Genomic DNA, 25,704 nt, shown 5'->3' with positions numbered 1-25,704 from the left:
TGCCGGGGAATTCCAAAAAAAATGAGGCGTCCGGTGGGAACCGGCGCCTTACTGTTTGTCAGAGGAAATTTATGCTTACAAAAAAGAAAACCAAAATGTCTTACACCAGAATGCTGGCCCTTGGTTTTGCGCTCATTATCCTGATAGGTGCCCTTCTTCTGAGCCTGCCCTTTGCGACCAAAAGCAGGGAATGTATGCCCTTTCTGGATGCTCTTTTTACCGCGACTTCAGCGACCTGCGTAACGGGACTGGTAGTGGCCGACACATATCAGAACTGGAGCCTGTTCGGCCAGCTCGTCATCCTTACGCTGATTCAGATCGGCGGTCTTGGCTTTATCACGATTGGCAGCTATATTGCGGTAGTCATGAAAAAGAAAATCGGCCTGAAGGAGAGGACGGCTATCCATGAGAGCGTGAGCACCATGGAGCTGGCGGGAGTGGTGAGGCTTGTACGCAAGATCGTCATGGGAACCTTCGCCTTTGAACTCGCCGGGGCGCTGCTTCTGTCCCTGCGTTTTGTGCCTCAATACGGACTGCTGCGGGGCTGCTATATGGGGCTTTTCCATGCAGTATCCGCGTTCTGCAACGCGGGCTTTGATTTAATGGGGATTAACGAAGCCTACAGTTCCCTTGTATCCTATGAAGGGGACATCCTCGTGAATTTTACGGTAATGGCCCTCATCATCATAGGCGGGACGGGCTTCCTTGTTTGGGATGACATCCAAAGGAACGGGCTGCGTTTCAAAAAATATCTCCTGCATACTAAAATTGTGCTGATAACCACAGCCGTATTGATTTTCGGAGGAGCCCTCCTTTTTTATCTGCTGGAAAAGGATAATGTGTTCGCAGGCATGAGTGGGAAGGAACAGCTTTTGGGAGCCCTGTTCAGCGCAGTTACGCCCCGAACGGCAGGCTTTAACAGCGTGGATACCGCGGCCATGAAGGAATCCAGTAAGTTCCTTACCATGGTTCTGATGTTCATCGGAGGAAGCTCCGGCTCCACCGCAGGCGGTGTGAAGGTGACCACAGCGGTGGTCATGCTGCTTTCCACCATAGCCATGATAAGGGGAACCCATGGAGTAAATATACTAAACAGGCGCCTGGAAGAGGATACGGTAAAAAAAGCCAGCGCCATCGTCACTATAGATTTAAGCCTGGCGGTAGCCGCCGCGCTGATTATTATGGCTGTACAGCCCCTGAAGCTTACGGACACGCTTTTTGAGGTTTTTTCCGCCATCGGTACGGTTGGAATGACTACAGGAGTTACGAGGAAGCTGGTTCCGGTATCCCGTATAGTCATCATTCTGCTGATGTACTGCGGCAGGCTGGGAAGCCTTACCTTTACCCTGGTATTTGCCAGAAGCAAGCCGGAACCGCCGGTAAAGCAGCCCGTGGAAAAAATAGTGGTGGGATAAGCCCGGGAGTAAGATCCTCTGCCCGTCAGAGGACATTTTGCTCCGCAAAACAAGGAGGAAAATCCTCTGCTCGTCAGAGAACTCGCATTTTGCTCCGCAAAACAAGGAGGATAAAAAATAAGATGAAATCTATGCTTGTGATCGGTTTGGGACGTTTTGGACAGCATCTTGCTTCCAATCTTCTTGATCTGGAAAACGATGTGATGATCATTGATGTGGACGAAAAAAAGCTGGAAGGTCTTGTACCTTATGCGACCAGCTCCAAAATAGGGGACTGCACCAACCCGGAGGTGCTCCGCAGCCTGGGCATCGGTAATTTTGACGTGATTTTTGTATGTATCGGCACCAATTTCCAGAGCAGCCTGGAAATAACCAGCCTGGTGAAGGAAATGGGCGGAAAGCATGTGGTCAGCAAGGCGACCAGGGATATCCAGGCCAAATTCCTCCTGCGCAACGGGGCGGATGAGGTCATCTATCCGGAAAAAGATATAGCGGAGCGCTGTGCGGCAAAATACAGCATGGATAATGTATTCGACTACATTGAGATATCATCCCATTATGGGATATACGAGATCAGCCCCATGAAGGAATGGGTGGGCAAAACCATTCGGGAATCCAATATTGCCGCCCGCTTCCGAGTGACAATAATAGGTATCAAGCGGGAGGGCTACGAGTCCCAGATCATGCCGTCCGCGGATGATTATATTGAAGAAGGAGAACACCTTATTGTCCTCGCTTCCCATGAAACGGCAAAAAAACTGTCCAAACAGCTGTAAAAGGAGAAAGAAATGATTACATCGGCATCCAATACCCGTATTAAAAAAGTGGCTGCGCTGAACCAGAAGGCGAAGGAACGCAGGCAGGAGGGCAGATATGTGGTGGAAGGGGTGAAAATGTTCCTGGAAGCGCCTGAAGAGGAAATCGAAGAGGTGTATGTATCGGAAGGCTTTCATAACCCTGCCTGCGACAGGAAGCTGAACGGCCTTCATGCGGAACAGGTATCGGAGGAGGTCTTCCGGAAGATGAGCGATACCTCCACCCCCCAGGGGATACTCTGTGTCATGAAACGTAAGCAATATACCCCTGATGACCTTCTGCAGGCAGCAAATCCTCTGCTCATGCTTCTGGAAGACATCCAGGATCCGGGCAATCTGGGGACAATACTGCGTACCGGTGAGGGCGCCGGAATTGACGGTGTGATCATGAGCCGGGATACGGCCGATATTTATAATCCCAAAACGATCCGTTCGACCATGGGGAGCATTTACCGCGTCCCTTTCCTGTATGTTTCTTCCCTCTCCGACATGATTGCCGAACTGAAACAAAAAAAAATCACGGTTTATGCCGCGCATCTGAAAGGAAAGCAATGGTATGACCAGGCGGACTACAGCGGCGGAAGCGCTTTTCTGATAGGAAACGAGGGGAACGGCCTGAAGGAAGAAACCGCGGCGCTGGCGGATTCCTACATAAAAATACCCATGGGCGGAAAAGTGGAATCTTTAAATGCCGCAATGGCATCAGGAATTCTGATGTATGAAGCATCCAGGCAGAGGCGGTTTATGACAGACGGTGCAAAAAAGTAAAATATTATGTAATATTTGTAACAATTAAATAACTAAATAAAGAAAAACTTAAGAAAAGTTGCTCTCCGCGTAGAAAAAAATACGTGGTGGCAACTTTTTTGCTGTTAAATATTAAGATAAAATGAAAATAATGTAAAAATAATGTCGATGTAATGATAAAATAAAACGTAATAATATAAAAATATAAAACATATAATAGTTAATTTAAAGTAAAAAAACGTCGAAAACCCTTATTTTAAGCCTGTTGTATCAAGGGGTTGACAAATGGCAATAATGTTGGTATGATATCAAACGTAACATTTGTTAACAAGTTTGTAACAATTGTGAAAATGTTCCTGATGACCACAGGAACTAAAAACGGAGGTTATTTATGAACACAAATGGCAGAAGGTTGTATAAGCGTGCTGCTGGATGGCTGACCGGTGTTATGGTGCTCAGCTCTGCATGCGGAACAACCGCTATGGCAAATGGTGTTATGCTGGTTGATGCGGCCAGTGTGGCAGATGTCCATGCAGAAGCTGATGAGACCTCTCCGGTTCTGGTAAAGCTTTCCGGTACACAGGCAGTAGTACTGGGGCATGATGAGGACTGGACGAAGGTACAGGTCGGTGACATTACCGGCTGGGTGGAAAGTGAACACCTGACAAACGGCAGTGATACAACGGAAGATATCGTGCCGGAGAGCCCGGAAAAGACAGAACAAACGGGCAGTACGGAAGAAAAAATAGAGCAGAAGGAACAGACGGAAGAAAAAGAAAGCATCTCTGAACCGGAACAGAACGAAGAGGTTCAGGCTGTGATGGCAGCGGCAAAGGATACACAGAGAATCAACGAACAGCAGAAAGCAATAGAAACACAAAAGGCAGAGGAAGCCGCAAAAGCGGCCGAAGAACAGAAGGCCATACAGAAAGCCGCAGAAGAAGCAGCAAAGAAAGCTGCGGCGCAGGCACAGGCCGCAGCAGAAGAAGCAGCCAGGAAAGCCGCAGCGGAAGCACAGGCCGCAGCAGAAGAAGCCGCCAGGAAAGCCGCGGCAGAAGCACAGGCCGCAGCACAACAGGCAGCCGCAAAAGCGGCGGCAGAAGCACAGGCCGCGGTAGTTCAGGCCGCACAGCAGGCTGTGATAGCACAGGCAGGGGTAAGCCCCCAGGATGTGGATCTGCTTGCAGCCCTGATTCAGTGTGAAGCGGGCGGAGAACCCTATGTAGGCCAGGTGGCTGTGGGAAATGTGGTCATGAACCGTGTGGTATCAGCAGGACACCCCGCCAGCATCCCGGATGTGATTTATGCAGCCGGCCAGTTCAGCCCGGTACGCAATGGAAGCCTTTCACGCACATTATCCACAGGAAGAGTGAGCGCATCCTGCAGACAGGCGGCCGTGGAAGCCATAGCCGGTTCTTCCCCGGTAGGCGATAAACTGTATTTCAGAAGAGCAAACGGAAGAGGCGGCCAGATCATCGGCAACCATGTTTTCTATTAAACACAAGCCCATATATTAAGAAAGAAGCCGATAAATAAACGGCGGCAAAATAAAGTACGGCCGGATTGTGAACCACTGCAATCCGGCCGTTTTCTGTCATGTCCCCACACCCATCGTCCGCAACAAGCAGCCATTTTCCAAATTGTTTATAACAAATACTTAACAAATATTGACAAAATTTGCAACAATTGTTAACATAGCTGTAATAAATACAGAAATTGGAAACAAAAGAAACTGCAGCTTTTGCAGCAGTACATTTAGTGGGGGAAGAGTGTGAAAGCACTTGACAGGGGTTAAACTATGACAGCACAAGAAAAACAGAAGAGCCTTATTCCCGTCCTCAGGACGCTTTTAATCCTTACTGTTTCCGCCCTGGCTTTCGGAACGGAAGCGATGGCACAGCCGGGAGACACAGACAATCCCGGAGCAGGCGTGGCGGCAATCCTGGACGAGGATACGGTTCCGGAAGAAGCTTCCCTGAAAACGGCCGAGCAGGAAGTACGTGTGGGCGAAGCAGCCCTCGCCGTCAGTGTGGGAAGACAACAGAATAAAAATACCGGAAAGACACAGGAAGAAGAATTGGAACTGGTTATGACCAATGTATCCAATACACTCAACGTCAGAAAAGAACCCGATGAAGAAGCGGAGAAAATAGGATACCTCTATGCCGACTGCGGCGGAACCATTCTGGAAAGAAAAGACGGCTGGACCAAACTGGAATCCGGCGGACTGATCGGCTGGGCCAAAGACGAATACCTCCTCTTTGACGAAGAGGCCGTCCAGGAAGCCAGACAGGTAGGCAGAACCATGGCTACGGTTACAGGAGACACCCTGCGCATCCGCAAAGAACCCGACCCGGATGCCGGAGTATACGCCCTGGCCGCCAGAGGCGAGAGCTTTGAAGTAGTCGGCGAGAGCGAACTTGAGTTCAGCGATGGAATCCACCTCAGTGAAGACTGGGCGGCCATCGATTACGAAGGCTGCACCGGCTATATCTCCTCCGACTTCATCTCTGTAGACTTCGAAGTAGACAGTGGTGAAACCCTCCAGGAAATAGCCGCCAGAGAAGCTGCACAGACAAAAGCAATCACCGCTTCCGCAGAAACTGCCAAGGGCGGCCGTACAAAAGCCGACACACCGGCCGGTGAAACCAAAAAAGAAAATGCAGGCGTAGTCCCTGCAGGCGTCAGCGATGCCCAGCTCCTCGCAGCCCTGATCCAATGTGAAGCCGGAGGTGAAAGCTACGAAGGCCAGCTTGCCGTAGGCGCAGTAGTAATAAACCGCGTCAGAAGCGGATCCTACCCCTCCACAATTTCCGGTGTCATCTACGCCTCCGGCCAATTCGGCCCCGCCGGAACCGGCAAAGTAGCCTCCCTGCTGTCCAGCGGAAACATTAAAAACAGCTGCCTCCAGGCCGCCAACGAAGCCATAAACGGCATAACCAACGTAGGAAACGCCACCCACTTCCGCCGTGCCGGCAACCGCGAAGGAATCGTCATAGGCAACCACGTCTTCTGGTAAATTTTTAATTTTTTAAATTCCAACCAAACAAACCAAGGGACCGCTCTTCCGGCCCCTTTTTATATTCAGTAAAGCGCCGCATGAATATCACAGTACTGAGTGCGATATTATACTAGTGAAAGGGCTGCCTGAGCCGCATGCCCGCCCTCCGGTTTCCGGTTTTTCTGTGTGGGCCGCCGGGCTGCAAGGATTCCTGTAAAGGCCGTATAAACACGCCGGTCCTTACGCTGCGTCCTTTGCAGCGTTAGTACCGCTGCGCGTTTATCCGAGCGAAAGCGTGCCTGCACAGGAACCTTGCAGCCCGGCGGCCCACACAGAAAAACCGGAAACCGGAGGGCAAAGCATGCGGCTCAGGCAGCCCTTTCACGTGGCTCCTCCACAAAATATTTAAGCTTCCTCATTCTAAAAAGATTGAATATCTTTTTGCATTATAGTATTATGGAGAAAGTGAAAGAAATGTGCTTTTACTTAAGAAAGAAGTAGGCTTTCACTTGCCGGAAAGGAGGAAATTGTATGAACCAGGTTGTATTCTGGCTGATTTTGCTGATAATATTAGTTGCTATAGAAATTGCAACTATGGGGCTTACCACCATTTGGTTTGCGGGAGGCGCTTTTGTCGCCATCATTGCGGCGGCTTTAAATACACCGCTGTATGTGCAGATTACGCTGTTCCTGATCGTATCGGTGGTACTGCTGCTGTTTACCCGGCCGATTGCCATGAAATATTTTAACAAGGACCGGATTAAAACAAATGCGGAGAGTCTGATAGGCAAACAGGCTGTGGTTACGGAAGACATCGATAATCTTCTGGCCGTGGGTCTGGTGAGCATCAACGGACAGGAATGGACGGCAAGGAATGTGGTGGACGGGATGAAGATTCCCAAGGGGACAGTAGTTATTGTCCGCGCCATCAGCGGAGTAAAATTAATCGTAGAAGAAAGAAGAGAGGGAATGTAATATGACTGGAGCAATTGTGTTGTTGATTATTCTTGTGCTTATCATTATCCTGCTGGCATCATGTATCAAGATTGTGCCTCAGGCACAGGCATATGTTGTGGAAAGATTAGGCGCTTATCAGGGAACCTGGAGTGTGGGGCTCAAACTGAAAATGCCCTTCATCGATAAAATCGCCAGAAAGGTGAACCTGAAGGAGCAGGTGGTTGATTTCGCTCCCCAGCCGGTTATCACCAAGGATAACGTAACCATGCGGATTGATACGGTAGTATTTTTCCAGATTACGGATCCCAAGCTGTATACTTACGGCGTGGAAAATCCCATCATGGCTATTGAGAACCTGACGGCTACCACCCTTCGTAACATTATCGGTGATCTGGAGCTGGATCAGACGCTGACATCCAGAGAAACCATCAACACCAAAATGCGCGCGTCCCTGGACGTTGCCACAGATCCCTGGGGAATCAAGGTTACCAGAGTAGAGCTGAAAAACATCATTCCTCCGGCTGCTATCCAGGATGCTATGGAGAAGCAGATGAAGGCGGAACGTGAAAGACGTGAGTCCATCCTTCGTGCGGAAGGTGAGAAGAAATCCACCGTTCTTGTTGCAGAAGGTAAGAAGCAGTCTGCAATCCTTGAAGCGGAAGGTGAGAAGCAGTCTGCAATCCTTCATGCGGAAGCGGAGAAGGAAAAGATGATCCGTGAAGCGGAAGGTGAAGCGGAAGCTATTCTTAAGGTACAGCAGGCGACTGCAGACGGTATCCGTTTTATCAGGGAAGCAGGCGCTGACGAGGCCGTATTGAAGATTAAGAGCCTGGAAGCATTCGAAAAGGCTGCGGACGGAAAGGCAACCAAGATCATTATCCCTTCCGAGATTCAGGGAATGGCAGGCATGCTCGCTTCTGCCAAGGAAATTCTGAACGGCTGAGCCGGAGACAGGTTATAAAAGCATGCGGCAATGTCCGGAACCCCTTTTCAGAGAGGACGGCTTTTCGCAGGTGTAAATAAATGGAGAAAGGTCTCACATCATAGAGGAAACGGATGTGAGACTTTTTCGTCAGGGCCCTCCCGGCTCTGGGACACGTATTTTAAGGACGAAAGGAGAGAATGCTATGAATCTGAAAGGACGTCATTTTTTAAAACTGCTGGATTATACGCCGGAGGAGATCACCTATCTTTTAGACCTTGCCGCAGATTTGAAGGATAAAAAGAAAAAAGGGATTGCGGTAAACTGTTTTCAGGGAAAAAATGTGGCACTGATATTTGAAAAGACCAGCACCCGGACGAGGTGTGCCTTTGAAGTGGCGGCCCACGATCTGGGGCTCGGAACTACATATCTGGATCCTTCAGGCTCACAAATCGGGAAGAAGGAAAGCATTGCCGATACGGCAAGGGTGCTGGGAAGAATGTACGAAGGAATCGAATACCGCGGTTTCGGGCAGAATATTGTGGAAGAGCTGGCACAATATGCAGGGGTTCCGGTATGGAACGGCCTGACCAATGAATTCCATCCCACACAGATGCTGGCGGATCTGCTGACCATCAGGGAGCATCTGGGGCGGATACAGGGCGTAAAGCTGGTATATATGGGAGACGCCCGCTATAATATGGGAAATTCCTATATGGTGGCCTGTGCCAAGATGGGTATGCATTTCACCGCCTGCGCGCCTAAGGAATACTTCCCTGACAGTGAACTGGCAGAGCAGTGCAGGGCTATCGCGGCCCAGACCGGAGGAAGCATCACGCTCACGGAGGATGCCGCGGAAGGAACGAAGGATGCGGATGTGATCTGTACCGATGTATGGGTATCCATGGGCGAGCCGGACTATGTATGGGAAGAACGTATCCGTCTGCTTTCCCCTTACCAGGTAAACAGCAAAATTATGGAAAATGCGGGAAATGCTATCTTTATGCACTGTCTCCCTGCATTCCATGACCTGCATACCAGGATTGGGAAGGAAATCGGAGAAAAATTCGGAATCAATGAAATGGAAGTATCCAATGAGGTGTTTGAGTCCCCGGCTTCCGTTGTGTTTGATGAGGCGGAAAACAGGATGCATACGATCAAAGCGGTCATGGCGGCTTCTTTGGGCTATGAATTCTGAAACAGGAACCGGTAAAGGAGTGCTTACAATTTCATGAAATCAGAAATTCTTTCGCTGCTCCGGGAAAGCATGCTCCGGGAAAAGGCAGCAGATGCGCCGGCCGGGGAAAACCAGCCGGCAGGCATGCCAGTCGGCAAGGAAACGCCGACAGGCAGGGAATATATATCGGGCCAGGAGCTTTGCAGCCGTTTTGGGGTGTCCAGAACGGCTGTCTGGAAAGTGATCAATCAGCTGAAGGAAGAGGGCTATGAAATTGAAGCGGTACAGAATAAGGGCTACCGTCTGAAGGCTTCTCCGGATGTGATAGGGGAAATTGAGCTGGGAAGCCGTCTTCAGACCCGCGGGGAGGGCCATTGGGCCGGGAGCAGCCTGATTTATTATCCCAGCACAGGCTCCACGAATATCGATGCGAAAAGGGCGGCAGAGGACGGCGCGCCGGAAGGTACGCTGGTGGTAACGGACTGCCAGAACACGGGAAGAGGCCGAAGGGGAAGGGACTGGAGTTCACCTCAGGGCTGCAACCTTTATTTCACGCTTCTTCTGCGGCCGGACTGCAGCCCGGATCAGGCCTGCATGCTCACCCTGGTAATGGCTCTCGCCGTGGCGGAGGCAGTGAATGAGCTGGGGCTGGAAGCGGGTATCAAATGGCCCAATGACATCGTTCTGTCCGGAAAGAAAATCTGCGGGATTCTGACCGAAATGAGCGCCGAGCCGGATTATATCCATTATGTGGTGATCGGATGCGGCATTAACGTAAACCAGGAGGAATTCCCCTCTGAAATCAGCAGGACAGCCACTTCGCTGAGGCTGGAAAAGGGAGAAAAAATATCCCGTTCCGCTTTGCTGGTATCGGTGATGGATCATTTCGAAGAGGCTTACGGGGCTTTCCGGAAAACATGGGACCTGACGGAGCTTCTCCCTTCCTACCACAGGTTTCTCCTGAATAAGGATGCCCGGGTGCGTGTCCTTGACCCGAAGGGGGAATTTGACGGAATTGCCAGGGGAATCAACGAAAAAGGAGAGCTTCTGGTGGAAACGGAGCAAAACGGGATTGTGAACGTTTATGCCGGAGAGGTTTCTGTGCGGGGCGTTTATGGATATGTTTAATGAAAAAAGCGGGCTGAATGCCTGTGTTATGCGGAAATGGAGCCAGGAATGAGTGACAGGAAGGAAATGACGGGCAGGGAAAGCGGGGAGAACGGCTGGAATACGGGAAAAAGCGGAGACGGCCGCATTGTGCTGTGCGGCGCCAATTCCTATGAACAGAAATATTATTTCAACCCGGATTTCAAAATGCTTCCCAAATCCGTGCAGGAGGAGCTGCATATCCTGTGTGTGCTGTACACCGAGGATGTGGGCGGGATTTTTACCATTATTTTTGAGCCGGACGGCGGGGTGACGCTGGAAACAACGGCGGCCGAAGAGGATTTTTTATATGATGAGGTGAGCAGCGGCCTTTTGCTGGGAGAGATCCGCAGGAAAAGACGGGAACTGCTTGAGTCCTTGAGCCTTTATTACAGGGCCATGGTGCTGCATGAAAATGTGGCTGATTTCCTGGATGAGGACGAAGAAGGCGAGGTAGACGAATGATATTAGTAATTGATGTGGGAAATACCAATATTACATTTGGTGTATACGAGGGGAAAAAGCTGGTAACAACCTTCCGTATGATGTCCAAAATGCTCCATACCTCGGACGAGTATGGGATGAATATCAGGCAGCTGCTGATGTTTGACGGAATTTCAAAGGATCAGATAGAAGGAACCATTGTTGCCAGCGTTGTTCCCAATATCATGCATTCCCTGGTGGGCGGTATTACCAGATATCTGGGAACGCCTCCGCTCATTGTGGGAGCGGGAACCAAGACCGGCATACGAATCATTACGGAAAATCCCAAGGAAATCGGGCCTGACCGTATTGTGGATGCGGCAGCCGCATATGAAAAATATGGCGGCCCCGTGCTTGTTCTGGATTTCGGAACGGCTACCACCTATGATTATGTGACCGCGGACGGCTGCTTTGCGGCAGGAATTACGGCTCCGGGGATTCGTATTTCCGCCAAGGCCCTGTGGGAGGATACCGCAAGACTTCCTATGGTGGAAATTAAGAAGCCGAAGAGCATTCTGGCGCAGGAAACAATTTCCAGTATGCAGGCCGGGCTGGTATACGGTCAGATAGGGCAGACCGAATACATCGTGAATATGGTGAAAAAGGAAACCGGGATCGCCGACATGAAGGTGGTGGCGACAGGCGGCCTGGGCCGTATCATTTCGGATGAAACGGATTCTATTGATATTTACGACAGTTCGCTGACCCTGGACGGGCTGCGTTATATTTACGGAAAGAACAGATAATTGTTCGGCAGGTCTTCGTATATACTGCGTTGGCCGTAAGAACGTGATTCAGGAGTGCAAAAAACAGGAAACGGGAATGGCAAAAATACAGATTGGAAATGTGACTTTGGAAAACCAGGTTTTTCTGGCACCCATGGCAGGCGTAACAGACCTGCCATTTCGTTTGCTCTGCAGGGAGATGGGAACGGGCCTTGTATGCGGTGAAATGGTGAGTGCCAAAGCCATTTATTATAAGAATAAAAATACGGAAAGCCTTCTGGAAATCCATGAAAAGGAGCGTCCGGTATCCCTTCAGCTGTTCGGATCCGATCCGGAGCTGATGGCGGAGATGGCCAAAAGAATTGAAGAAAGGCCATTTTCCATCCTGGATATCAACATGGGCTGTCCCGTCCCCAAGGTGGTAAATAATGGGGAAGGATCCGCTCTCATGAAGAATCCGGTGCTCGTGGGGAAAATCATATCCGCCGTTGCCGGAGCCGTTAAGAAGCCGGTAACGGTAAAAATCAGAAAAGGCTTTGACGGGGAGCATGTCAATGCGGCGGAAATTGCCCGTATTGCCCAGGAAAGCGGGGCCGCGGCCGTGGCGGTGCACGGACGCACCAGGGAGCAGTATTATGCAGGCAGCGCCGACTGGGATATCATCAGAAGGGTAAAAGAAGCGTTAACCATACCGGTTATCGGAAACGGGGATGTGACCGGGCCGGAATCCGCAGAAAGGATGCTCAGGGAAACCGGCTGTGACGCGGTGCTTATCGGGCGTGCCGCCAGGGGAAACCCATGGATTTTCCGGCAGACCATCCACTATCTGGAAACGGGGGAGCTGCTCCCCAGGCCTTCCATGGAGGAGGTGCGGACGATGATGCTGCGCCATGCCGCCCTGCTGAAGGAATATAAAGGAGAATATACGGCTGTCCGGGAGATGAGAAAGCATGTGTGCTGGTATACGGCCGGCTATCCTCATTCCGCAAGACTGCGGGAACGTATCAATGAAATGGAAACGATGGAGCAATTGGAGGAAATTATCTGCATGAAAAGCCCCGATCCGGCATAACCTTAAGCATGATATATGTGAATGCATTTTTACCCTGGGACAGGGGAACATTATCACAGATGCCGGTTGTCCGGAGCGGGCTGGGGAATTTTTTTATACAGAGAAACAGACCTCTCATTTGGCAGGAGGCAGAGGAAGAGGCAAGCTTTTCATTCTATATGCTTCCGGAGAACTGGATGAAGAAGCCTGATAAATTAAAGAAACGGCTTCCGGAATGGCTGGAATGGGCGGGTTCATCCGGCCAGCTGTGGCTGGCGCCTGAAATCAGGAGGATATATGCCTGGAGGCCCGGAGTGCCGGAGACGGAGCTGATGAGGCTGTTCTGGAAGGAGCAGAAATCCTGCCGCAGCATGATTGTGGTGATGCCGGATTTCGGGAAGGAAGACTTTTATGAAGAAATCGGGGAAGAAGCGGACTGTCTCAGGCAATTCCTGGGGGAAGATTACGGCGCCCTGAACGGATTGCTGCTGATAAGCCGGGTTTTGGAAAACGAAGAGATACAGATATCCCTGGAAGAGGAAGTACCGTACTATGCCCATATTTATCAGGATGCCGGCCTGCCTGTTATCTGTGCGGGGACTGCCGCCGCCCATGGTTTTGATGACGGGATATGCATAGATATGCGTCCCGGATACCGGATTCCCTTCCGAAAACTGCCCCGGAAGCTGCTTTATCTGGATATGACCTCTGATCCGGAAAAGGAAAGGCTCCTTTCGGTGAAAAGAAAGGATATTTGTTATGTGAGTGCCCTGAATTTCCTTGACACTTATGTGAGAAAAAGGTATAATACGAACCGTTACTGAAAGTGAAACGGTGGATTGTATTGTATAAAGAATGTAATTTCTGATTTGCTTAAATTGGAATATGATTAAATGGTAGAAAATGGTGTGATGAGCCCTGCAGCGAAAATATGGCATTGCTTGTAGTTAAAGCATTGCCATATTCTCGTGCTGACCTTGACCGGCCCCTGCAGGAACTGCCCGGAATCAACCGTAAGGTACGGACGAGAAAGATTTATTAAGAAAGGGAGAAAGAAATGGAAGAGAAGAAAAATATCCTTACTTATGAAGGACTTCGCAAGTATGAGGACGAGCTGCATAATCTGAAAGTGGTAAAAAGACAGGAAGTGGCACAGAAAATCAAAGAGGCCAGGGAACAGGGAGACCTTTCCGAAAATGCAGAATATGATGCTGCCAAGGACGAACAGAGGGATATCGAAGCCAGAATTGAAGAACTGGAAAAAATCCTGAAGAATGCGGAAGTGGTAGTGGAAGACGAAGTGGATCTGGAGAAGATCAACATCGGCTGCCGCGTGAGAATCCTGGATATGGAATATAATGAAGAACTGGAATATAAAATCGTAGGATCCACAGAGGCCAACAGCCTGAAGGGAAAGATTTCCAATGAATCCCCCGTGGGCAAAGCGCTCATCGGAGCTAAAGAGGGCGATGTGGTTGAAGTGGAGACCCAGGCGGGCACCATTACCTATAAAGTGCTGGAAATCCAGCGTTCCAATTAAGCAGAACAGAAAAAGCAGTTTCATGAATGAATAACCTAAAGACAGCCGGAAGCAGGCGCACGCTTCCGGCTGTCTTTGATTCCCGCGGGCAGACGGGAGTGATAATAGCAAGAATTGGTGAATTCCTGCAAGGAAATGCATTGTATTTTTCTTTTCCTTTTTGTATGCTGAGGTATATAATTCGGATTTTGTGCATGCGGGGATGAAAGGCTGCCCTGCGGGCGCAGAAGCTGAACTGCTTATTTATAAAACGCCGCCTGTGCGGCGGAATGGAGGACGCAATGAACAGAGAATTTCATGTATCGGTAAACGGCTGCGACCATGCCGAAGGGACAAAGGAAAATCCGTTCCGGACAATTTCAAAGGCTGCGGCTGCTGCGGAGACAGGGGACAAGGTTATTGTCCATGAGGGAGAATACAGGGAATGGGTAAAGCCCGCCCATACAGGCTACAGCGATATAAGCCGTATCACCTATGAAGCGGCAGAAGGGGAAAAGGTTGTCATTAAAGGCTCGGAAAGAATCCAAAACTGGGAGAATACGGAAGGGACCGTATGGAAGGCCGTTGTGCCCAATTCCCTGTTCGGGGATTACAATCCCTATTCAGAGGTGCTGACAGGCGACTGGTTTCTCTATCCCTGCATCAATGAGCCGGAAGGCTATGAGATACATACGGGAGATGTATATCTGAACGGAAAGTCTTTTTATGAAGCGGGCTGCCTGGAGGATGTGAAGAATCCAGTAATGCGCACGCATGGATATAATCCGCCGTGGACCAAACACACGGAGCCTATTCTCCGCCCGGAGGATACCATTTACCAGTGGTATGCCTGCGTGGAAGAAGAAAATACCATCATTTATGCCAATTTCCAGGGCGCCGATCCCAATGAGGAGCTGGCCGAAATCAATGTGCGCAAATGCTGTTTCTATCCTGAAAAGCCGGGAATGAACTATATTACCGTGCGCGGCTTTGAAATGGCCCAGGCCGCATGTCCCTGGACGCCTCCCACCGCCGATCAGCCCGGCCTTCTGGGAACGCACTGGAGCAAGGGATGGATCATTGAAAATAATGAAATACATGATGCGAAGTGCAGCGGCATAAGCATCGGCAAGGAAGCCTCCACAGGACATAACCTGTGCACGAGAAGACACCGCAAGCCGGGCTATCAGTATCAGATGGAAGCGGTATTCCGCGCCCTTCAGATTGGCTGGAGCAAGGAAAAAATCGGTTCCCATATCATCCGCAACAACGTGATCCATGACTGCGGACAGAACGGTGTGGTAGGCCATATGGGCTGCGTTTTCAGTCAGATCACGAATAACCATATTTATAATATTGCCGTCAAACATGAATATTTCGGCTATGAAATCGCCGGAATCAAGCTGCATGCCGCCATCGATGTGGAGATTTCCCATAACCATATCCATAACTGCACGCTGGGAACCTGGCTTGACTGGCAGGCGCAGGGAACCAGGGTGAGCAAAAACCTGTTCTATGCCAACGACAGGGATTTGATGGTGGAAGTGACCCACGGCCCTTATATGGTGGACAATAATATCTTCGGCTCCGAATACAATTTTGACAACATCGCCCAGGGCGGCGCTTATGTGAACAACCTCTGCTGCGGCACCATGCGCAGGGAGCCTGTGCTCAACCGCTCCACTCCCTATCATTTCCCCCACACCACACAGGTGGCGGGAACTACGCTCGTTTACGGCGGGGATGATCGTATTTACCAGAACATTTTCATCGGCGGTGCGGAGACCTACACAGAGCAGTCTGTGGCGGGAACCACCGACTATAACGGAAGCTGTACCTCTCTGGAGGAATATGTGCAAGAAGTTACGGCTCTCGGAAACGGTGATGTGGAGATGTTTGAGAAGGTAAAGCAGCCGGTTTACATAAATGGAAACGCTTACCTGAAGGGAGCCGGGGCCTTTGACCGGGAAAAAGAAAATTATATCAGCCAGGCGGATCCTCAGGTGAAGATAGTGTCTGAAGGAGATGCCGTATATCTGGAAATGAATGTGGAAAAAGAAATGCTTTCCATTCCCACGGAAGTGATTGATACACAGAAACTGGGAATGGTGCGCCTTGTGGAAGCGCCTTTCGATGATCCCGACGGAAACCCTGTTGTGCTGGATACGGACTATCTGGGAAATACCAGAGAAGCCGGCAGCGCGGCCGGAGCGTTTGCGGATCTGAAGGAAGGGTTTAACCGTTTCCGTGTATGGGGCTGAGGCTGGAAGAGTTGCTTCAATAAACAGATATACAAAAAAGAGGCCGTCGGCCTCTTTTTTGATCCCTCCCCCATTTAGGGAAATAACTTATTTGAATGCGTATGGAATGCTCGGTCCCTAAAAAAGGGAAGGAATCCGTTCCGCAAGCGCCCGTGCAAGAAGCGTATGGCTTTCCCTGTCCAGATGCATGTAATCATTCGGATGCATACGGATTCCCGGAATGCTTCCGGCATCCAGAAAGCTGCAGCCTGTGCGTGCGGCGACATCCTCAAACCAGAAGGCCAGTTCCCGGGACTTTTCCACACAGTCGGGCCCCATCTCTCCCACAACAGGGGCGGAGAGGCAGCCTTCCTCAATGGGCGCCGGAGCCACAATCAGGATCCTGGGGCCGTTCCTCCAGGCATCTTTTATGGAAAGGGCCTTATTCACAAGGCGTTCCAGGCCTTTGGAAATGTTCTCGCCGTTACAGGAAAAACGGGCTTTGGTATCATTCGTCCCCAGCATGATGATCAGGAGATCCACCGGCTCATGGGTCATCAGACAGGGAAAAATGTAAGACAGACCGCTTAAGCCTTCAAACAGAGGATCCTCAAAGACAGTGGTCCGTCCGCTCAGCCCTTCCTCCATAACACGGTATTCTTCACCCAGATACTTTTCCAGAAGGCAGGGCCAGCGTTCCTCCTCGCTGAAACGTCCGCCTGTTTCCGAACAGTACCCATGTGTATTGGAATCTCCGAAAGCTACAATTGTTTTTTTCATTCTGACTTATTCTCCTGAAATAGATTGTCTTACCAGTTTCTGGTTTCTTCCACCGCGCCGCGGATATCCTTATAAAGCTGTATGATGGCAGGATCTTTTTCGTCCACGGGAAGGAATGGAAGCCGGGGTTCCCCGATGTCCACGCCGTCCATGCGGATGATGGTCTTGCATGCGCCATACATGGAAGGGAAGGAGCACAGGCGGTATATAAAATCAGTCACCATGATCTGCAGCTTCTGCGCCTTTTTAATCTCTTCCCGGCCAATCAGCTCATCCAGCTTCAGATACAGCTCCGGCATGGCTCCGTAGGTCCCTCCGATGCCTGCGTCAGCCCCCATAAGACGGCCGGCCAGGTACTGTTCGTCGGAACCGCTGAAAACGATGAAGTCTTCGCCGCCCGCCTGCTTGAACCGGAGGATATCGTGACAGGGCTCTGAAGAACATTTTACTCCGGCAACCCTCTCGTTGGCAAGCATACGTCCGAATAATCCCATGGAAAGGTTAAAGCCCGTGAGCTGAGGAATGTTGTAAATAAAAAACGGCAGATCCGCCGCCTCTGTGATGGCCGTCCAATGGCGGTATACACTTTCTTCACCCAGCCGGTAATAGACGCTGGGAACTGCGCTTGTAGCGTCTGCGCCGGCTTTTTCCGCATGGCGGGCCAGCTCCGCAGAATGTCTCGTATCCGGGCAGCCCACATGGACAATAATGGTCATGGCATCGCCCGCTTCTTCCTTTACAGCCTCCGCCACGGACATCCTCTCCCGGCTGTCCAGCAGGAACCCTTCCCCCGTGCTGCCGCATACATAAAGACTCCTGACTCCCTTTTCGATATAATAGCGCGTGAGTTTTCTGGCAGCGGCCAGATCCACATCGCCATTCGGGGCAAAAGGAGTATTGAGTGCCACGGTTACATTGCGGAAGCGCGATACATCATATTTTGACATGTTTTTTCCCTCTTTTCCTTCCAATGCAAAAGATTGACTTTGTTCTGACAAAATCATATCATTTTATATAGGAACAGACAAGAAAAAATGAAAAATATTTTCATAATTTTAAAAATAATAAAAAAAGTTGCCAAAAGCTATTTTCCGGTGTAGCATAAAAGAGAAGAAAGAGGAGACAGAAAAATTGAGTAAGGATAATTTCGTTCTGCAAATCAAGGCATCATACAATCAGTTTACCAGGGCCGAAAAGAAGGTGGCGGATTATGTGCTGGATAATCAGGAGAAGGTCCTGTACATGTCCATCACGGATTTGGCGGATGCCTGTGAAGTGGGAGACGCCAGCGTATACCGCTTCTGCCGGACCATGAAGCTGCAGGGATATCAGGAATTCAAAATGAAGCTGTCCTTAAGCCAGGCGGCTTCGGAAGGCTTCGGAACCGAAGCCGGGAGAGGCCGGGAGGACAGCTTCGGCGCCATGACGCAGAGAATCATGGAACAGCATATAAGCGCCATCAGAGAAACCTATATGCTGCTGGAGAGAGAAACCTTCAGTAAGGTGATTTCCATGTTTGAAGCAGCCGGACGCATCCATTTTTTCGGAATAGGAGACAGCCTTCTGACAGCGGAGGAGGCCAGGAACAAATTCCTGCGCCTGACCAACAAGGTCAGCTGCATTACCGATCCTCATATGCAGTCCATGGCGGCGTCCCTTTGTACACAGGATGACCTGATCATTATTTTTTCCTATTCAGGCGCTACCAAGGATAATATCCATGTGGCGAAGCTTGCCAAAGAGGCCGGGGCAAAGATTGTATGTATCACGCATTTCCGCAAATCCCCGCTGACGGAATACTGCGATGCGGTACTTCTGTGCGGATCCAACGAAGCCCCGCTGGAAGGCGGATCCATGAAGGCTAAAATGAGCCAGCTCTATCTTGTGGACATGCTATACCAGGAATATTACGAAAGAAATTTCGAAGAATGCAAGCGGAACAACGAAATTACCTCCCGGTCCGTGGTGGAAAAATTATTTTAATCTTCGCTAAATTACAGCAACTGACAGTTTTTTAGCTGTTATGGCAATTTTATAGTATATTATGACCAATTTCTTAAAATATTCGAAATTTTGTTTGTTTTTTAAAAGAAATGTTGCAAAATGAAAGGTAAATAGTGTACAATTAACAATGCAAAACCTTAGGGTTAAAAGGTAATGGAGGGATTTGAAATGACCAAAGCACAGATCTTGAAAAAAGAAATTTTAAGCCAGTACAGAAGCGTAAGGCAATTTGCATTAGAAATGCAGATCCCTTACAGCACACTGGTGACGGCACTGGAAAGAGGCATTGATGGGATGGCCTACGGTACCGTTATCAAAATGTGCAACAAGCTTAACCTGAATCCGGTAGACTTCAGTTCTCTGGAAAGAGACACTACCATCAGCGAGCAGCTTCTCGAAAACCGCGTAATGCAGTATTACGTAAAGCTGAACCAGGAAGGCAGGGACAAGATCCTTGGACTGATGGACGACTTTGTACAGATTAAGAAATACAAAGCAAAATAATGAAGGAGAGATTCCATGCATTATGATTATCTGATTGTGGGAGCCGGGCTTTTCGGAGCCTGTTTTGCACACGAGATGTACGGACGCGGTAAACGCTGCCTGCTGATTGACAAAAGAGACCATATTGCCGGAAATATCTACACGGAAGAGAGTATGGGCATCCAGGTACATAAGTACGGTGCCCATATTTTTCATACCTCCGACAAGGAAATATGGGACTATATAGGGCAGTTCGCAGAGTTTAACAACTATATCAATTCACCCATTGCGGTGTATAAGGACGAGCTTTATAACCTGCCCTTTAATATGAACACCTTCAGTAAAATGTGGGGAATCCGCACACCGGCGGAAGCACAGAAAATAATTGCCGGCCAGATAGCCAGCCTGAATATCGGGGAACCCCGCAATCTGGAAGAACAGGCGCTTTCCCTGGCAGGCAAAGACGTATACGAGAAATTGATCAAAGGATATACCCAGAAACAGTGGGGAAGGGACTGCAGGGAGCTGCCTGCTTTTATCATTAAGCGCGTGCCCCTTCGGTTCCGGTACGATAATAATTATTTCAATGATCCCTATCAGGGGATTCCAAAAGGCGGCTATACGGCAATAGCGGCCAAAATGCTGGAGGGTACCGAAGTACGCACCGGCATAAGCTACAGGGAGTTTCTGAGGGATAACAGGGAAAAGCAGTCTCCGGATACATGGGATAAAGTATTGTATACCGGAATGATCGATGAGTATTTTGATTTCCGTCTGGGAGCGCTGGAATACCGTTCCCTCCGTTTTGAGACGGAGGAGCTTCCTGATGAGGATAATTTCCAGGGGAATGCGGTAGTGAATTATACCGACGAAGCCGTTCCCTATACGAGAATTATCGAACACAAGCACTTCGAATTCGGGACACAGCATGGGACTGTGATCACAAAGGAATATCCTGCGGAATGGAAACCGGGGGATGAGCCTTATTATCCCGTGAATGATGACAAAAACATGGCGCTGTATGCCGGATACCGGGAATTGGCACAGCAGGAAAAGAATGTGCTTTTTGGGGGAAGGCTGGGGCAGTACCGCTATTATGACATGGATAAGGTTCTGAGGGCGGCCCTTGATATGGTGGCGGAAGAGCTATGAATATTTATTATCAGGATATCCTGGAAAGGATACGCCTCCACTATCAGGAAATGACGGATACGGAGAAGCTGATTGCGCGTTTCTTTCTGGACAACCAGAAAAAACAGGATTTTTCGGCAAAAATCTTAAGCAGGCAGCTGCATGTCTCTGAAACCGCCCTGTCCCGGTTTGCCAAGAAAATAGGCTTTTCCGGCTACCGGGAATTTCAGTATATGTATGAAATAAATTTTCATATGCCCAAATATACCAATGATGATGTGGTGCAGAAAATCCTTGATACGTATCAGAAGCTTCTCCAGGGATTTAACGGAAAGCTTGAGATGGATAAAATAAATGCTTTCTGTCAGTCGCTGTCCAAGGCGGAACGGGTTTTTATTTTCGCACTGGGAAGCTCTGCCTGCGCAGCATCAGAGTTCAAGCTGCGTTTTATGAGGCTGGGCCTCCAGGTGGAGGTGATCGATAATCCCCACCTGATGCAGATGCAGGCGGTTCTTGCAAGGCCGGAGGATCTGGTGATCGGCATGAGCCTGAGCGGCGAGACGAGAGAGGTGCTGGGAGCGCTGAAGGCGGCAAAGCTGCGCAATGTGGGTGTGACTCTGATCACATCCAACCGCAGAAAACAGCTTCAGGAGCTGTTCCGGCATGTGCTGATTATACCGTCCATTGAGGGCCTGTCCCTGGGGGATAATATCTCTCCCCAGTTTCCGTTGCTCATATTGACAGATATCATCTACAGCTGTTATATGGGAATGGATTCCAACTACAAGACGGCATTGCTGCAGGATACGCTTTCGGCGATCCAGGCAGAGGAGCCGAATGACAGAATCGTGTTTTAGCAAGAATAGCTGCAGTCGGTTATGGCTGATTAAAACTGCTGTTCCGGAGAAATCCGGGCAGCTTTTTTTGTGCCCGGATGCAAAATAAAAAAAGCGGCGGGTGCGGATTGAAAAAACATAAAATATACAAAATCACCAAAAATACTTAAAAAATGAAGGCTTAAAAAGACATAACGTAAAATATTTGAATTGAAATTTCTAAAGGAACGCAGTGAATTGTAATAAAAACCTGAAATTAATATAATAAACCTATGGAATCCTTTGGTAAAAGAAGGAGCGTTGCAAAAGCCGTCCGTAATCAGGTGGATGTGAGAAGAAAGGGGATAACATGTCAGAGAAAATAAGTCAGATATATAAGAAGCTTATTGTATCCTGTCAGGCACTTCCGGATGAGCCGCTGCACTCTTCCTTTATCATGGGAAGAATGGCAAAGGCTGCAAAGGAAGGAGGCGCCTGTGGTATCCGGGCTAACAGCAGGGAAGATATTGAAGAAATTAAAAGATATGTGGAGCTTCCCATAATAGGAATTGTAAAAAAAGAGTATGCGGACAGTCCGGTTTACATAACTCCTACAATGCGGGAAGTGGATGCCCTGGTGGAGGCGGGAGCTGATATCATAGCCCTGGATGCTACCGGATCCAGGCGTCCGGACGGCGTCCTGCTGGATGATTTCGTGGAGGAAATCAGAAACAGATATCCCGGACAGCCTCTGATGGCGGACTGCTCCACCGTGGAGGAGGTGCTGCATGCGGATCGGCTGGGCTTTGATTTTCTGGGAACCACCCTTGTAGGCTATACGGAGCAGAGCGCGGGAAAGCAGATAGAAGAAAACGACTTTGAAATTATAAGGCAGATACTGGAAAAGGTAAATCATCCCGTGATTGCGGAAGGAAACATCAATACCCCGCAGAAAGCGAGAAGAGTTCTGGAAATCGGCTGCTACAGCGTGGTGGTGGGATCTATTATTACAAGGCCGCAGGTGATAACAAGAACCTTTACGGAAGAGATTGATAAGCTTGCGATGGCGCAGGAATAAAAAGAAGAGGAATCTGATATGATACTTGGAAAATTAAAAAATATAGGAAGATATGCCGGGCTGTACGCTAACCTGGATAAGGCAATCCGTTTTCTGGAGGAGAATAACCCCATGGATTTTGAGGCCGGCAGCTACCCGATTGACGGCGATGAAGTTTATATGAACCGGTTTGATTATTGGACGGAGCCGGAGGGGGAAATTTTTGAGGGGCACAGGGATTACCTGGATATCCATATCGCGGCGGACGGATGTGAATATCTGTGCTGCGCCCCTGCGGAGGAGCTTCTGGTAAAGGAGGCTTACAGCAGGGAGGGCGACTGTATCTTGTATACGGGAAAGCCGAAGGTGAGATTTCTGATGGGGGAGGGGGATTTTGCCATATGCTTTCCGGAGGATGCCCATATGCCCAAAATAAGTACAGGAAAGCCGGAATATGTCCGAAAGGCGGTTATTAAGGTCAGGCTGCGGCAGGAGGCGGAATGAAAGAATATGTGTGTGTAGATATCGGGGGAACCGCAATGAAGTACGGGGTTGTGCAGGAGGAAGGTAAATTCCTGGAGACTGGCGAAATCCCGACAGAGGCCTGGAAGGGCGGGCCGGGCATTCTGGAAAAACTGGAGCGGATCTGCGAAGAGGCCGGAAGGAGGCACTGTCTGTCCGGAATCTGTATTTCCACCGCCGGCATGGTGGACTGTGAAAAAGGGGAAATTACTTTTTCAGGCCTTCAGATACCGGATTATGCGGGAACCGACTTGAAAAAAAGGATGGAAGAGAGGTTCGGCCTTCCCTGTGAGGTGGAAAATGATGTGAACTGTGCAGGGCTGGCAGAATGTCTTGCCGGAGCGGCAAAAGGATGCGCTTCTGCCGTATGCCTGACCATCGGGACCGGTATCGGGGGCGCCATTCTGTTTCATGACCGGGTTTATCATGGCTTTTCGGGAAGCGCCTGCGAGGTGGGATATATGAATATTCCCGGCGGGATGTTCCAGGATCTGGGATCCGCCGGCGCTCTGCTTTCCAGGGTGGCCGGAGAAAAAGGGCTGGCTGCTGCCGATATAGACGGGAAATGGGTTTTTGAACAGGCGGAAGCGGGAGACGGCTGCTGTATACGGGCAATTGATGAGATGACGGATGTCCTCGGGATAGGGATCGCCAATATCTGCTATGTACTGAATCCGGAGATCGTGGTCCTGGGAGGAGGTATCATGTCCAGGAAGGAATATCTTCTCCCCCGCATACAGGCCGGCCTTAAAAAGCATCTTCTGCCGGCAGTCCGGGAGAAAACCAGGATCGCTTTTGCGCAGAACGGGAACCAGGCAGGCATGCTTGGGGCTTTTTTTTATTTTATGGCAAGACACTAAAAAATTACGGCACGGCTGAAAAAAAGATTGCACTTTTTCTCAGCCGTGCTATAATAATGCTTAAATAATTTGAATATCAAATTATTATAATTTCAAATAGTTAGAAAAACGAGTCATTCAGGAGGATTCCACATATGAATTGGGAACAGGCGAATAAAAATCTGGACGAAAGAAGACAGAAAGCTCTTTTAGGAGGCGGACAGTCAAAAATAGACAAGCAGCATGCGGGCGGAAAACTGACGGCAAGGGAGAGGCTTGATCTTTTATTTGACAAGGGAACCTTTGTGGAAACCGATGCTTTCATTGAGTCCAGAATCGATGATTTTGATCTGGATAAGAGAAGAGTGCCGGGAGACGGTGTGGTAACGGGCTACGGTTATGTGGACGGAAGGCTGGTATTTGCCGCCAGCGAGGACTTTACGGTTATCGGCGGCACTCTCGGAGAATATCATTCCATGAAGATCTGCCGTCTTCAGGACATGGCCATGGAAATGAAAGCCCCTCTTGTATGTGTGAATGACAGCGGCGGAGCCAGGATCGAAGAGGGAATCAGTTCCTTAAGCGGCTACGCGGGAATGTTCCTGCGCCATACCAAGGCTTCCGGCGTGATTCCCCAGATCGCGGTGATTCTGGGCCCCTGCTCCGGCGGCGCCTGCTATGCGCCCGCCATCTGTGATTTCATTTTCATGGTGAAGGATACCTCCAAGATGTTTATAACCGGCCCCAATGTGGTGAAAACGGTTATCAATGAAGTGACCACTGTGGAAGAGCTGGGCGGAGCCGAGGTCCATGCGAAAAAAAGCGGTGTTTCCCATTTCACTTATGATACCGAAGGGGAATGCCTGATGGGAGTGCGCAAGCTCCTGAATTATCTTCCCTCCAATTTTGAGGAAAAAGCGCCGGTCATCAGACTGGAAGAAAAAAAGGCGCTTTCCCGCAATGTTAACAAGGTACTGGAGCATGTGGGCAGCCTGGGACGGAAAATACACAGCAGCAAGAAAAGCGGCGATAACCCATGCGCGGATCTGCAGAGCATTGTTCCGGATAATTCCAGGCGTTCTTATGACGTGAAGGACGTCATCAGCCGGATTGCGGATAAAGGAAGCTTTTTTGAGGTGCAGCAGGATTTTGCCGGGAATGTGGTGGTCGGATTTGCCCGTATGGACGGGGAAACCGTAGGCTTCGTGGCGAACCAGCCCGCGGTTATGGGCGGTTCCCTGGATTATCATGCATCTGACAAAATGGCCCGTTTTATCCGGTTCTGCGACTGCTTCGGCCTGCCTATCCTGACATTGGTGGATGTCCCTGCCTTCCTGCCGGGAACAGCCCAGGAGCACAGCGGAATCATCCGCCACGGGGCCAAGGTGCTGTATGCCTATTCGGAGGCAACCGTTCCCAAGATTTCCCTGATTATGCGCAAGGCTTACGGCGGGGCATATATCGCCATGAATTCCAGGGAAATGGGAGCCGATTATGTGTATGCATGGCCAATCGCGGAAATTGCGGTTATGGGTGCGGAAGGAGCCGTGAATATAGCATTCAAGAGAAAAATCAAGGCGGCTCCCGATCCGGAGGCCATGCGCGCCCAGTGTATCCAGGAATATGAGGAGCGCTTCCTCAATCCTTATGTTGCCGCTGCCAGAGGTTTTGTGGATGAAGTGATCAAACCCGGGGAGTCCAGAGAAAAACTGCTTGCGGCGCTGAAAGCATTCCGCGGAAAAAAGGAAGAGGCACCTAAGAAAAAGCATGGAAACATTCCCCTGTAAGAGGCCGAAAAATGTGTTGCGCTCCCGCCTTTCAACGGACTGCTGTATAAAAACGTTCTTCTTTTTTATAATTTAGTGCTTTATACTA

25 protein-coding genes are annotated in these 25,704 nt (G+C 49.7%); 23 read left to right on the top strand and 2 right to left on the bottom strand.

Translation table 11 applies throughout. From position 1 onward, the window contains the following. Positions 1 to 71 precede the first annotated feature (71 nt). The 15 genes from BLA28_RS18725 to BLA28_RS18650 all read left to right on the top strand — a co-directional run bounded on the left by BLA28_RS18725 (position 72) and on the right by BLA28_RS18650 (position 16,219). Positions 72 to 1,415 (top strand): TrkH family potassium uptake protein, encoded by a 1,344-nt coding sequence (locus BLA28_RS18725; protein WP_069157580.1) that lies wholly within the window; start codon positions 72 to 74, stop codon positions 1,413 to 1,415. Between the two features lie 122 nt (positions 1,416 to 1,537). Beyond that, positions 1,538 to 2,191 carry a potassium channel family protein gene (locus BLA28_RS18720; protein ID WP_009256222.1) on the top strand — a complete coding sequence of 218 codons (654 nt, stop codon included), beginning with the start codon at positions 1,538 to 1,540 and terminating at the stop codon, positions 2,189 to 2,191. Positions 2,192 to 2,203: 12 nt separating this feature from the next. Beyond that, complete coding sequence (locus BLA28_RS18715) at positions 2,204 to 2,998, top strand: TrmH family RNA methyltransferase (protein WP_069157579.1); 795 nt, start codon at positions 2,204 to 2,206, stop codon at positions 2,996 to 2,998. Positions 2,999 to 3,368: 370 nt separating this feature from the next. Beyond that, entirely contained in the window at positions 3,369 to 4,475 is a 1,107-nt protein-coding gene (locus BLA28_RS33465) for a cell wall hydrolase (RefSeq protein WP_141702933.1), read from the top strand. 300 nt (positions 4,476 to 4,775) lie between these two features. Further along, positions 4,776 to 5,996 carry a cell wall hydrolase gene (locus BLA28_RS18705; RefSeq protein ID WP_069157578.1) on the top strand — a complete coding sequence of 407 codons (1,221 nt, stop codon included), beginning with the start codon at positions 4,776 to 4,778 and terminating at the stop codon, positions 5,994 to 5,996. 513 nt (positions 5,997 to 6,509) lie between these two features. Then, positions 6,510 to 6,953, top strand: a complete 444-nt coding sequence (locus BLA28_RS18700) for an NfeD family protein (RefSeq protein ID WP_009256217.1) — start codon at positions 6,510 to 6,512, stop codon at positions 6,951 to 6,953. A gap of 1 nt (position 6,954) precedes the next feature. Beyond that, entirely contained in the window at positions 6,955 to 7,878 is a 924-nt protein-coding gene (locus BLA28_RS18695) for an SPFH domain-containing protein (protein ID WP_009256216.1), read from the top strand. A gap of 184 nt (positions 7,879 to 8,062) precedes the next feature. After that, positions 8,063 to 9,055, top strand: a complete 993-nt coding sequence (gene argF / locus BLA28_RS18690) for an ornithine carbamoyltransferase (protein WP_044963297.1) — start codon at positions 8,063 to 8,065, stop codon at positions 9,053 to 9,055. A gap of 33 nt (positions 9,056 to 9,088) precedes the next feature. Then, entirely contained in the window at positions 9,089 to 10,162 is a 1,074-nt protein-coding gene (locus BLA28_RS18685) for a biotin--[acetyl-CoA-carboxylase] ligase (protein ID WP_330393280.1), read from the top strand. Positions 10,163 to 10,210: 48 nt separating this feature from the next. Then, a complete protein-coding gene (locus tag BLA28_RS18680; protein WP_242880597.1) occupies positions 10,211 to 10,645 on the top strand; it encodes a DUF6145 family protein in 435 nt (144 codons plus the stop codon). Further along, complete coding sequence (locus BLA28_RS18675) at positions 10,642 to 11,409, top strand: type III pantothenate kinase (protein WP_009256212.1); 768 nt, start codon at positions 10,642 to 10,644, stop codon at positions 11,407 to 11,409. The genes BLA28_RS18680 and BLA28_RS18675 overlap by 4 nt, the downstream gene beginning before the upstream one ends. A 76-nt stretch (positions 11,410 to 11,485) precedes the next feature. After that, positions 11,486 to 12,460: a tRNA dihydrouridine synthase DusB gene (dusB, locus tag BLA28_RS18670; RefSeq protein ID WP_069157935.1), complete on the top strand. Its 975-nt coding sequence runs from the start codon at positions 11,486 to 11,488 to the stop codon at positions 12,458 to 12,460. Positions 12,461 to 12,636: 176 nt separating this feature from the next. After that, positions 12,637 to 13,263: a hypothetical protein gene (locus tag BLA28_RS18665; protein WP_141702932.1), complete on the top strand. Its 627-nt coding sequence runs from the start codon at positions 12,637 to 12,639 to the stop codon at positions 13,261 to 13,263. Between the two features lie 233 nt (positions 13,264 to 13,496). Beyond that, positions 13,497 to 13,979 carry a transcription elongation factor GreA gene (gene greA / locus BLA28_RS18660; protein ID WP_009256209.1) on the top strand — a complete coding sequence of 161 codons (483 nt, stop codon included), beginning with the start codon at positions 13,497 to 13,499 and terminating at the stop codon, positions 13,977 to 13,979. Positions 13,980 to 14,260: 281 nt separating this feature from the next. After that, positions 14,261 to 16,219: a right-handed parallel beta-helix repeat-containing protein gene (locus BLA28_RS18650; protein WP_069157574.1), complete on the top strand. Its 1,959-nt coding sequence runs from the start codon at positions 14,261 to 14,263 to the stop codon at positions 16,217 to 16,219. Between the two features lie 117 nt (positions 16,220 to 16,336). Here BLA28_RS18650 and BLA28_RS18645 read toward each other — a convergent pair whose 3' ends face one another. After that, positions 16,337 to 16,978, bottom strand: coding sequence for an SGNH/GDSL hydrolase family protein (locus tag BLA28_RS18645; protein ID WP_069157573.1), 642 nt, complete (start codon positions 16,976 to 16,978; stop codon positions 16,337 to 16,339). A gap of 29 nt (positions 16,979 to 17,007) precedes the next feature. Next, positions 17,008 to 17,925, bottom strand: a complete 918-nt coding sequence (locus BLA28_RS18640; RefSeq protein ID WP_069157572.1) for a dihydrodipicolinate synthase family protein — start codon at positions 17,923 to 17,925, stop codon at positions 17,008 to 17,010. 184 nt (positions 17,926 to 18,109) lie between these two features. Between BLA28_RS18640 and BLA28_RS18635 the strand changes: the two genes are divergently transcribed. The 8 genes from BLA28_RS18635 (at position 18,110) to BLA28_RS18600 (ending at position 25,616) form a co-directional block, all read left to right on the top strand. Further along, positions 18,110 to 18,961, top strand: a complete 852-nt coding sequence (locus BLA28_RS18635; protein WP_069157571.1) for a MurR/RpiR family transcriptional regulator — start codon at positions 18,110 to 18,112, stop codon at positions 18,959 to 18,961. A 189-nt stretch (positions 18,962 to 19,150) separates the two neighbouring features. Continuing rightward, positions 19,151 to 19,486, top strand: a complete 336-nt coding sequence (locus BLA28_RS18630) for a transcriptional regulator (protein WP_009256204.1) — start codon at positions 19,151 to 19,153, stop codon at positions 19,484 to 19,486. A 15-nt stretch (positions 19,487 to 19,501) separates the two neighbouring features. Continuing rightward, positions 19,502 to 20,617 carry a UDP-galactopyranose mutase gene (glf, locus tag BLA28_RS18625; RefSeq protein WP_009256203.1) on the top strand — a complete coding sequence of 372 codons (1,116 nt, stop codon included), beginning with the start codon at positions 19,502 to 19,504 and terminating at the stop codon, positions 20,615 to 20,617. Further along, positions 20,614 to 21,453 carry a MurR/RpiR family transcriptional regulator gene (locus tag BLA28_RS18620; protein WP_009256202.1) on the top strand — a complete coding sequence of 280 codons (840 nt, stop codon included), beginning with the start codon at positions 20,614 to 20,616 and terminating at the stop codon, positions 21,451 to 21,453. The genes glf and BLA28_RS18620 overlap by 4 nt, the downstream gene beginning before the upstream one ends. Before the next feature lie 328 nt (positions 21,454 to 21,781). Continuing rightward, a complete protein-coding gene (locus BLA28_RS18615; RefSeq protein ID WP_069157570.1) occupies positions 21,782 to 22,489 on the top strand; it encodes an N-acetylmannosamine-6-phosphate 2-epimerase in 708 nt (235 codons plus the stop codon). A gap of 18 nt (positions 22,490 to 22,507) precedes the next feature. Then, entirely contained in the window at positions 22,508 to 22,972 is a 465-nt protein-coding gene (locus BLA28_RS18610) for a YhcH/YjgK/YiaL family protein (protein ID WP_069157569.1), read from the top strand. After that, on the top strand, positions 22,969 to 23,850 hold the full coding sequence (locus BLA28_RS18605) for an ROK family protein (RefSeq protein ID WP_069157568.1): 882 nt from the start codon (positions 22,969 to 22,971) through the stop codon (positions 23,848 to 23,850). The genes BLA28_RS18610 and BLA28_RS18605 overlap by 4 nt, the downstream gene beginning before the upstream one ends. Before the next feature lie 134 nt (positions 23,851 to 23,984). Then, on the top strand, positions 23,985 to 25,616 hold the full coding sequence (locus BLA28_RS18600; RefSeq protein ID WP_069157567.1) for an acyl-CoA carboxylase subunit beta: 1,632 nt from the start codon (positions 23,985 to 23,987) through the stop codon (positions 25,614 to 25,616). Positions 25,617 to 25,704: the final 88 nt, after the last annotated feature.

The organism is Eisenbergiella tayi (genome assembly GCF_001881565.1).
GTDB lineage: Bacteria > Bacillota > Clostridia > Lachnospirales > Lachnospiraceae > Eisenbergiella > Eisenbergiella tayi.
Note: the sequence above shows the minus strand (reverse complement) of the source record. Positions and strands in the feature narration are given on the sequence as shown.